The organism is Leptolyngbya sp. GGD (assembly GCF_026735145.1).
Taxonomy (GTDB): domain Bacteria; phylum Cyanobacteriota; class Cyanobacteriia; order Leptolyngbyales; family Leptolyngbyaceae; genus Leptolyngbya; species Leptolyngbya boryana.
Map to the genome: position 1 here is coordinate 713,942 of NZ_JAPQKE010000003.1, position 9,225 is coordinate 723,166.

The 9,225-nt window shown below is 45.7% G+C and carries 13 protein-coding genes; 7 read left to right on the forward strand and 6 right to left on the reverse strand.

What is annotated here, in order from left to right; all coding sequences use genetic code 11:
• Positions 1–2 precede the first annotated feature (2 nt).
• The gene (locus tag OU814_RS18405) at positions 3–311 is read left to right on the forward strand and encodes a hypothetical protein (protein ID WP_268184642.1); all 309 of its coding nucleotides are present in this window, start codon (positions 3–5) and stop codon (positions 309–311) included.
• Positions 312–315: 4 nt separating this feature from the next.
• Here OU814_RS18405 and OU814_RS18410 read toward each other — a convergent pair whose 3' ends face one another.
• Together OU814_RS18410 and OU814_RS18415 are read right to left on the reverse strand one after the other, a co-directional pair.
• Positions 316–1,872, reverse strand: coding sequence for a DUF4214 domain-containing protein (locus OU814_RS18410; RefSeq protein WP_268184643.1), 1,557 nt, complete (start codon positions 1,870–1,872; stop codon positions 316–318).
• Between the two features lie 1,135 nt (positions 1,873–3,007).
• A complete protein-coding gene (locus OU814_RS18415; RefSeq protein WP_268184644.1) occupies positions 3,008–3,550 on the reverse strand; it encodes a tyrosine-type recombinase/integrase in 543 nt (180 codons plus the stop codon).
• A 200-nt stretch (positions 3,551–3,750) separates the two neighbouring features.
• Here OU814_RS18415 and OU814_RS18420 point away from each other — a divergent pair, with 200 nt between their 5' ends.
• The 4 genes from OU814_RS18420 (at position 3,751) to OU814_RS18435 (ending at position 5,374) form a co-directional block, all read left to right on the forward strand.
• Positions 3,751–4,302: a hypothetical protein gene (locus OU814_RS18420; protein ID WP_268184645.1), complete on the forward strand. Its 552-nt coding sequence runs from the start codon at positions 3,751–3,753 to the stop codon at positions 4,300–4,302.
• A 15-nt stretch (positions 4,303–4,317) separates the two neighbouring features.
• The gene (locus OU814_RS18425) at positions 4,318–4,479 is read left to right on the forward strand and encodes a hypothetical protein (RefSeq protein WP_268184646.1); all 162 of its coding nucleotides are present in this window, start codon (positions 4,318–4,320) and stop codon (positions 4,477–4,479) included.
• Positions 4,480–4,669: 190 nt separating this feature from the next.
• Positions 4,670–5,146 (forward strand): hypothetical protein, encoded by a 477-nt coding sequence (locus OU814_RS18430; protein ID WP_268184647.1) that lies wholly within the window; start codon positions 4,670–4,672, stop codon positions 5,144–5,146.
• Positions 5,147–5,212: 66 nt separating this feature from the next.
• Positions 5,213–5,374, forward strand: a complete 162-nt coding sequence (locus tag OU814_RS18435; RefSeq protein ID WP_268184648.1) for a hypothetical protein — start codon at positions 5,213–5,215, stop codon at positions 5,372–5,374.
• A 131-nt stretch (positions 5,375–5,505) separates the two neighbouring features.
• Here OU814_RS18435 and OU814_RS18440 read toward each other — a convergent pair whose 3' ends face one another.
• Together OU814_RS18440 and OU814_RS18445 are read right to left on the reverse strand one after the other, a co-directional pair.
• The gene (locus tag OU814_RS18440; protein WP_268184649.1) at positions 5,506–5,832 is read right to left on the reverse strand and encodes a hypothetical protein; all 327 of its coding nucleotides are present in this window, start codon (positions 5,830–5,832) and stop codon (positions 5,506–5,508) included.
• Between the two features lie 200 nt (positions 5,833–6,032).
• Positions 6,033–6,206: a hypothetical protein gene (locus tag OU814_RS18445; RefSeq protein ID WP_268184650.1), complete on the reverse strand. Its 174-nt coding sequence runs from the start codon at positions 6,204–6,206 to the stop codon at positions 6,033–6,035.
• 286 nt (positions 6,207–6,492) lie between these two features.
• On the opposite strand from OU814_RS18445, the gene OU814_RS18450 reads away from it, so the two are divergent.
• Positions 6,493–7,836 (forward strand): AAA family ATPase, encoded by a 1,344-nt coding sequence (locus OU814_RS18450; RefSeq protein ID WP_268184651.1) that lies wholly within the window; start codon positions 6,493–6,495, stop codon positions 7,834–7,836.
• Positions 7,833–8,516 carry a Rho termination factor N-terminal domain-containing protein gene (locus tag OU814_RS18455; RefSeq protein ID WP_268184652.1) on the forward strand — a complete coding sequence of 228 codons (684 nt, stop codon included), beginning with the start codon at positions 7,833–7,835 and terminating at the stop codon, positions 8,514–8,516. The genes OU814_RS18450 and OU814_RS18455 overlap by 4 nt, the downstream gene beginning before the upstream one ends.
• Here the strand turns inward: OU814_RS18455 and OU814_RS18460 are convergent.
• Together OU814_RS18460 and OU814_RS18465 are read right to left on the reverse strand one after the other, a co-directional pair.
• Positions 8,506–8,718 carry a hypothetical protein gene (locus OU814_RS18460; RefSeq protein ID WP_268184653.1) on the reverse strand — a complete coding sequence of 71 codons (213 nt, stop codon included), beginning with the start codon at positions 8,716–8,718 and terminating at the stop codon, positions 8,506–8,508. The two genes, OU814_RS18455 and OU814_RS18460, sit on opposite strands and share 11 nt — an antisense overlap.
• Before the next feature lie 22 nt (positions 8,719–8,740).
• Positions 8,741–9,214, reverse strand: coding sequence for a hypothetical protein (locus OU814_RS18465; protein WP_268184654.1), 474 nt, complete (start codon positions 9,212–9,214; stop codon positions 8,741–8,743).
• Positions 9,215–9,225: the final 11 nt, after the last annotated feature.

Genomic DNA, 9,225 nt, shown 5'->3' on the forward strand with positions numbered 1-9,225 from the left:
TTTTGCAATCGAAAAACCGCCCAGAGCTTAGCCCCAAGCGGTTAGAGATGTTTGCACGATCGTACCTCACCCTAGTTGGGAGTGAGAATCGCATTGAGTTACTTCAATCTGCGTTCCAACTGCTCGATCGTTCTCCCATGCTCAATCTCTGTCTGCATTCCTCAAATTGGGGGAATGGCTGTAGGGCAAAGAGTTGGGCGATCGGATCAGGAGCCGAGAAACGGACAGCACCGACGTTTTTCATGATTTGTGATGAAAGCTCTCTTACCAGCCCAACTGCTGAACAGCCGTTACTTTCTCTGGCTCCGTGACTTTCTAATCCACGATCGCGCTATCCATCATCATATCGACCCATTCCATGTCTACTTCCTTAAACGAGGCATATCGGCTGGAGATTGATGCAACAAACGGTAGTCTGGGAAGTTCTTTCTTGGCTTCAGGGGCAAACACAAAATTAAGCCCCTGGTTCCCTTGTACGGTCACATTAATCGCCCCAGACACCACAATTCCCGTCCCAACTCTCAAAGGTTGTCCGTTACTTGTATTGTCTTTGAAAGTTGATCCATTAATAGTTTGTGAAGCACTCCCAAACCATGCTCGGGTTCCAATAGAGAGAGCGATCGCCATAAAAGCGCTGTTACTTGTCCATAGCGTATTGCTAGAAAATTGTAAATCTTGTGCATAACCTGCGTAACTCCCTGGAGCCGTCCCGACTCCCGCAAGGTTAAACACCCCATCACTCACAATTCCCCCATAGGCATTGTTGGAGAGATTCAAGACAGTATTGTATCTGATGCCGCTGTCTTGACGCTTTTGAACGGATTTATTGCCGACAAACGAGACAATTCCAACATCTGTCATATTGATGACGGTATTAAACCTAACATCTACGACTTCCCCACCGATCGAGATGCCATCGGACCATTGAGAAGAAAAATTACTAAAGGTTCCATCAACGAAGTTACCTCTCACAACCGAATAAGCAGGAGGAAGCCCTACAGCACCACCCCCGATCGTGATATGGCTGAAACCCATAGCCCTCTCAACTCGGCTAGATATGATGGATGACCCCATCCCCCCAAGCAACCCAACATTGATGTTTTGCGGCTTGAAGTTGGGTTCATTGATTTTGCTGCGTTGCCCATCAACCCATACAAAATTAAGGCTTGATGCTTCAGAGACGGCGATCATAGCTCCATCAGTAAAAGATGGAGATCTCACAAACCGCGCCATTTTCTGATATTCATCAGGAAATGTTGCACCATCGGTATAGATACTGACCCCCCAAGGAGTAACGATCGTTTCAGTCACTTCGATCAAACTCCTTTGAGGTAGCATAATTCTTGTCCCGACTCTAGACGAATTCAAAAGAGCTTGTAGTTGCTTGCTGTTTGTGATTTGGACTCCTTGAGGTCCATCTGACCATTCATAGCTATTTGAGCTTCGCTTGACCCCAATCCTGTAGGCAGGCTGACTTATTTCCGGTCGATACGGAGTGCCCCCGCGAAACTCATATTTTCCTTGGGTATACATGGAGCCGATCGAGTTAAACTCTTCACCCCAAAAGAAATTAAAGACCACATCAGAGAATGAGCGCACACCAGAATCAACTTGAGATGCCCAATAGTTAACGCCCCCTAGATCGGCTTCTCGGGATAAAGCAACTCTGTAGAGAACCGCTAATCGATCCTTAGTGTTGTAGCCCTTACCTAAGAACTCATCTCCGGTAAAAAAGGATGCTCCAACTCTTCTAACTTGATCCAAGGAGCGATCGCGCTCGATCTCACCCTGCCAATAATTCCAGCCACCTGCATCGGGTGCGCGTCCTAAAACATCTGTGTACGTCTTTGAAAGAAACTGATAAGCAACCATGAAATTCAAAACCAAATGGCAGTGGTTGCACGTAATCTATACAAGATTCTTTTGGATTTACGAGAAAATACTGATAGTTCTTATGAACTTCACAAAAACTATGGAACGTTAAGAACTTTATGATTTCTCAATATCTCAAAGCTGAGACTGGCTCAAGGATTCTCGCTTTCTAGAAGCGATCGCGCCTGTGATCAAAATTAGGGGTGATCACTGAGCGGGCGGGAACGAGAACACAGTCAAAACCCGCAAATATAAAAATCTTCCTCTTGTGCCTTTTCTTAAAATTTGATGTGCATTTGGTTGCAAGCGCTCTGAAATCGGCTCCACATAATACTGATAATGGGATGAGCAGTTAAAACTTGTGGCAGTGTAGCGCGACGTTACTCGAACTAGGGACTATATGCACGTCTACATGGGAAAGATAACAGGACTACTTATCAAAATTTAGTGAAACCGATTGATTGGCATCTTGAGAGCAGATAACCTAAGTGAGCAATGTTACAGTCCAATTAGATGAAGCTCAGCATATTTGGTTCTCTTACTGCAATTCTCTTGTTTGTCACTCAATCCCCTGCTCATGCCCGTAGCTGGAGAATGCTTGCGGAGTGTCACTTTGTCAGCGCTGATGGCAAGGAACAAATTGATGACACATGCGAAGTTGAAGGCAGTTCCGGTCAAGGAATGACTTATTTCACTATCAAATGGCGAGATGGAGTTCAAACTCGCGTCAGTGGAAATTTTGCAACTAGAAGCAACTACAAAGTTGACCAGAAGCCCGCAATTCAGAGGAGCGTTAATAACGTGACGTTTCTGCGAACTGATAGTGGGAACGTCATTATTCTTCACAAGCTTCGAGATTTGGAGTATTGAGTTTTATAGGGCGATCGACTACTGCAACATTGCATGAATAGAAAAGAGTGTGTCGCAAAAGCCGACGCAGTAAAACTGGGAGCGGGAGGAGGACGATCGGATCAGGAATCGCGAAACGTCCGTGCTGTCCGTTTTTCCACATTTACGTGGAAAAATCCCTTACCAGCCCAACTGCTGAACAGCAGCCACTTACCGCCCCTGGTAAGTGGGTGTTTTGCTCAAGTCTGAGCAAAACATATGATCACTGGAGCAATGTCTCGCAACGCTAACGCAACTGCATGATCGCATATCGCCGTTGCTCTGGTGTGACCTCCAGATACCGAGAGAGTTCATTCAATGACTCATGCCCCGTGATGCTTGCGATCGTCTTGATCGGAACACCTTTGCCATGCAGCGACGTAGCCAGCGATCGACGAAATGAATGTGTTCCAACGCCGCGCAATTCCAAAGCCTCACAGACTTCTCTTAGTTCCTTGTCCAACGCTTGGCGAGTGATATAACCTGCGCTACGGTTCGACGGGAATAGATAGCCTTTTGTCGGCAGATTTGCACCAGTGAGAATCTTCACTAACTCTGGGTGCATTTCGATTTCCCGCGCTCGACCCGTCTTTGTATTTGTCAAGGTAATTATCTTCTCTGCCAAATTTAGGTTCTCTGCTCTAAGTCGAAGTGCCTCACCCATTCGGCAACCAGTGAAGGACGCGATCGCAACCACATAGCAATATGGCTTCCTACAGAGACTAATCACCGCATCGATCTGATCATTGGTCAGAATTGCCGCTTGTCCTTTTCCATTCACTTTGGGCATGAGACTGTTACTCGAAACAACTTGCTCTATTTTATTGTCGATTCCTATGAAACGACAACGACAGAATGGGATATTCAGGCTCATTTCTGAAATCAGTCGCGCTTTACCCTGCTTATTGACAATGACCCTCTGCTATTGCGAAAACGCGGTTATCATTGTTATCAGATGGGTCTTAAATGAGACGATGAGCCGCAATAAACATGAGTGAGAAAAAAGTAATGGTTGGGTGTCGAGTGCCGATCGCGCTAAAAGACGAAATCGATTCGACTGCGCGATCGATGGATTGCACCTCCAGCCAAGTGATTCAAATCGCGATCGAGCAATATTTGGGCATTGAGTCTGCGGACTTACCGACGAGTCGAATGACCACGATCGAGCAACAGATTCAAGAACTGCGGACGATCGTTGAGGAATTGCAAAAATCAACTACCGCGATTCCGGTAGTTAGAGATTTCCGAGTCTCCTCGGAAAAGGCTCTGAATTTACTGCCAGAAAATCTGGTAGTCGGCGAGAAGGTTTTGAACGATCGCCGTTACGGGGATTCCCGTGGCGGGAAAACCTCTTTACCCGTCGAGGTGAGTGGATCTTCCCCGAAGGTTGAGGAAATCTTGACTGAGGCGGAATTACTCAATCGTTTCAATCTCTCCCAGAATTGGCGATCGTCCGCTCCGCACGGCTGGGTACATGAATTTTGGCTGGCTCAGAAACTTGGAGTCGAGTATTTGGGGAACGATCGGTATCAACTCAGCTAAATGTGGGGAAATCCCATGTTTTGGAATCTAAGCGGCGGTACAATTCAGGATTTTTCGCCATCGCTGCAAACTGAGGGAATGCGGGAAATCCAGTTGGTCAGCATTTTTTCCCGGCTCCGGGAAGCTACCGGGGCAGACCACGAGCCGAAATCGCTGGAAAAAAGCCGAAATCAGTGATAGTCAAGCTGTCTTCTCCCTCCCCCTTGAGTTAGTTAAACGTCAGAAAATCTGACGTTATACAATCCAGTCTCCGGAAAACCATTTCAGGGGCAAGACTGAAATGGAGAGTCAGGAGGCATCAACGATCGTCCCTGAACTGAAAGAGGATAGGGATTTCTTGTCAGATCATGAAAAATAGTCAGTGTGGGTGTTCCAGCTTCATACCGAATCAGAATCAACAGGGTCGATCGTCTCTGAATTAACCGTCGATGCCAACGGAGTCGGACGATCGACCATCCGAGGGGTTGCGCGAATGGTTGGGGTGTCTCAACCCACATTAACCGAGCATTTTCAGGGTGATAGGCTAACCCCCTCAAAACTGTCTCAAATGCTTATGGATGCTGGCTTCACAGGTGATAGCCTAGCCCGTTTCGCTCAAGATGGCATTCCAGATACAGCGATCGCGATCATTGCGACTTACTACGGATTTGAAGCAGGTCGGAATTGTACGGCAAAAGCGAGATCGACTGTTCTTGCATTTAGCTCGATCGGGATTCGGACTTACATTCAGCTTCATGCCGAACCAGATCCAACCGAATCGATCGTCTCTGAATTAACCGTCGATGCCAAAGGAGTCGGACGATGCACCATTCGTGGGGCGGCAAGAATTGTTGGGGTTGATTAAGACTCCATCCGTTACAGCCTCTCAACCAGTGCAGAAGAGAAACCCTCAAAATTGGCTAGAATGCTGATGGATGCTGGATTCGAGAGTGCAGAACTGGCAGATTTCGCCCAAAAGGGCATTCCCGATCGTGCGCTTGCGATCATTGTTGAGTACTACGCGCTTGAAGCTTCCCAATGCCGGACGACAGCATCTCCACAAGTGGGGGACAAAAGCCTACCAAACGGATAGACCGCTGATGGAGTAAGAGTTTGCGGGTGGAGAACTAGAAAGATTTTTCGTAGACGGCATCCCCGATCGTTCTTCAGCAATCATCGTTGAGCTTTCCGGGGAATTTGAAGTTGTCGCATTTTGCTACAACTTCAAACTTTGATCGTTTTTCTCGATCGTTCTGTAATCGAATTCTCCCAAACCCATCGGCTCTGCTGCTCCAACTTCACCAGCATCCAAGAACATTTAGAGAGATTTCGATCGTTGATTAAAAGAACTTCTTGCCGAGGATCGTAGCTCATCGCCACGTCGAAGCGGCTAGGGAGTTCTGTCAAATCTGCGATCGCAAAATATTTAATCTCAGAGCCGTCGATCAATGTGAAGCCTTTACCGTGGGCAGCAGCGAGACGAGGAACGATCGACAACTTTTGCAGCATATCGGGAGAGACGATCGTGGTTGGATATCCGTCGCGTGGCATAAGGTATTTTTTCTCTCACTTGGGAATTGGAACCAAGGGGATCTCGCGAAGCACTTTTGAGATCCTTTAATATCTCAAAAGTGCTGTTTTCTCACCCCTTGAAGATCCGACCGTTCCATTTTGCACGTCTTGAAGCACCAATTAAGGACCAATCAAGGACCAATTAAGGACCGCTCATTGGGCATATCGTAAGCGCTGCTTTAGTGCGATTGTACTCTCTTCCTTCTGCGATCCACAGGCGCAGGCTGCACAATTCGCGTGGGCATCCAAGACTTTGATCCATCATCGAATTCAATCAGGACGATCGGGCAGTTTGCACTCTGCTCGACGATCGTTCCAGTTCGACCACTGGGAACACAAACACGATCGTTCATTTGATTTTTCAAAAACTCATTAGAACAATCGTACTGAATTTTGAGAAGGACGATCGGAAAAGCGTCGCGTCGGTTAGATCCCTTAACCCTCTGCGCCTAGGTGATGTTTGGACTACCAGCTTTACAGAGCTTATACAATCCTAAGTATTTTCAGCGTTAATTAAGATAAAATTTATACGTAATATGTCTGCGAATAGCAATAATTATTCCGGAGCCTCAAGAGGTTTTACGTAAACAATTCTTGGTAGTCACCTCAAGGAAGACAGTCGTTCTATCTTTTATGCTTATGTCATCTACAAGCCTGCAACAAGCCCTACATAGCCTTCCAGACGGGGCCCCAGAGGCAATTGTTGATTTCAACTTTGCACAACGCGCTTTTCTGGAAGCGTTGGGATTTTATACAGGAGAGGTATGTCCACAATACGATACTGGTGGTGGTACTTTTGTTGACTACGCAGTTCGCAAGAACAATTCAGATGATTGTTTCGTAAACACTAAATCGAATCCTTACCTCTTAATTGAACTGAAAGGACGAGATGTGAGCTTAGCTGAAGGCTCAGCAGGCTATAAGAAAACAGTTGCACAACTCAAGGGGTATTTGCTGGGGACTCAATGCAAAACAGTGCAGTGGGGAATTATTACTAATTCTGTTCACATTCAGCTTTTTCGTAAACACGGGAAGGTAATTCATCCAGCAACAACTTGCCTCGAAATTACAGCAGAGAATATTGACCAAGTTATTGGTTTGGTGCGAAAGAAAATTGAACAACCGATAAGAGCATTGACCATATCTGTCTACAACAACAAGGGTGGAGTTGGTAAAACAACTACAACAACTAATCTTGCCTCCATTTTCACCCTATTTGGTAAAACGGTGCTGATTGTAGACTGCGATCCGAATCAACAAGACCTGACTAGCTCTTTAGGAATGGCATTAAACGAAGGATCTGTTTTTCAAGCACTCACAGACAGGGATGTTGATTTCTGTTCAGCAATTAAGTCATTCTCAGTTAGTTCTAAAGCATTAGGCAGAGAGCTTAAGTTTGATGTTATCCCCGCAGAGAAGCAATTTGCAGCGAATGATTTTGATGAAGTAAAACTGCGCCAACTGCTTACGCCTCATACCTTACGCCGAAAGTTAGAACCATTAAAGTCAGAGTACGATTACATTCTCATTGATGCTCCCCCGAATTGGCGAATCTTTAGCCAATTGGCAGTTTATGCAGCGGATGTGGTCTTGATACCCACGAAACACAATAATCTATTTTCTCTAGAGAACGCAGCGATGGCGATCAAGGAGTTCATTCCCGAAGCCCAGAGAGCAAGAGACGATGGTAGTCCTGTTCCACTACCTGTCTTTTTTAATGGGGAAAAGACAACCCCGCATCAAATTGCCTCAGCTCAAATCGAAATCGCTAATATCCTCAAGCAAGCAAAGAAGGAGGGGTTTGATTTGATGCCCCATTTTTATCCAAGGTATACCAATACCAAGAAAGATTTGCATATCTTTGAAGTTCCAAGCTATGCGAATATCGCCAACGCAGCATTTGCTCGCGTTCCGGCAACTTATCGTGACAAAACCGCTCGTGATTACTATTTAGCCCTGGCAAAGGAGTACTTTCTACAATGAGTGCCTTCACTGATATTGGTAACCTTATGTATCTGTATCTCGATGACATTGATCCAGGTGAAGGAACCGATGCTCCTGAATTTCTAATCAAAGCGACTGCACAACAGTTGAAAGATGCAGGGGGGCGCAACTGGCTACCAACGATCGTCAAAGAAACCAGCAAAGATCGCTATGAAGTAGTGGGTAATGCCTTTGTCTATGCAGTCGTAGAGGCTGCGGGATTGGAGAGAGTTTGGTGCATTATTGCAGACGAGAGTGAGGCTACTGCTAAGCTCTCACAAACATTATCTAGAGAAGCGACCCCTCAAATTAATCTCTCCACCGCATCGAGAGATGACATTCAAGCAGCATTGCAATATCTCATTGAACAACCAGGTAGCGGATTTACAGGGGTCAAACTACCTGTAGCGACGAATCGAATTGATGAAGCGCCCCGTCAGTACTGGAAGACCTTAGATCCGGTTACAACGCTCAAGTGCGGAATTAGCAAAGGGAAAAAGCTCAACGCTTTGAAGCAAGTTTTTTACCTAACGCCTCAACCCTTGCCAGATGTCATTAGAGATCCCGCTATTTTGCAAAGCCTGACAACTCAGGAGTTAAAAAAGATGGCGAAACAGCGAGGTGTGGCAGGATATACCAAATTGAAAAAATCGGACTTAATTGCTCAACTCAGTCTCTGAACAAGTTTGAGGCAGGCAGCGCGCGCGCTCTGCCCCGAACAAAAAATCCCGCCACTTCGGCGGGATGGATGCGTGAACTAATGAATAGATTAATTTCAGCATGTCCAAGCGATCTGTCAGCAGAGCCACTTCCCTTCTCTTTCTCTCCAGGAAATTCGGAAATTACTTGAGTTTTTGAAGCAACGACAATCAATAATTTCATCGATCAAGCTTCCATTGAAGAGCTAGGGGATGGCATTGACAATTATGCTGATTCCAAAAAAGATCACTGCTAGCATCAAGCATAAAATTGCATGGTTAAGGTAAATTCTTCGGAATGCCGCTACTTCTTCAAGGCTCTCGATTGATTTCAGTCTTTGGTCAATAATCTGCCTTCTAACTTCTTCTTCTGGATAGTAATACAGGTTCTCCCTTAAATAGCGGGTGGTTAAGCTGTTTCCACCTGCTTTTGGGTAAAGTCCACACCCACAGAAAACAACAGTTCCAAGCAATAGAACTGTGACAATAACTTTGAGTGAGAATAACTCCCCGTTGCTAGGCATGTCTGATGCGAACTTTAACAAAACCCCGCTAAAACCAAGGAAAGTTGTTAACTTGCTGGTGATGTTATCAATACTTTTGTTGATTTTCTCTACCGATTTTTCCGCATGTTCATAAATTAATTTAGAATTGTCGCTCCCATTTAATTTGTTCTCCATGTCGAAAAATA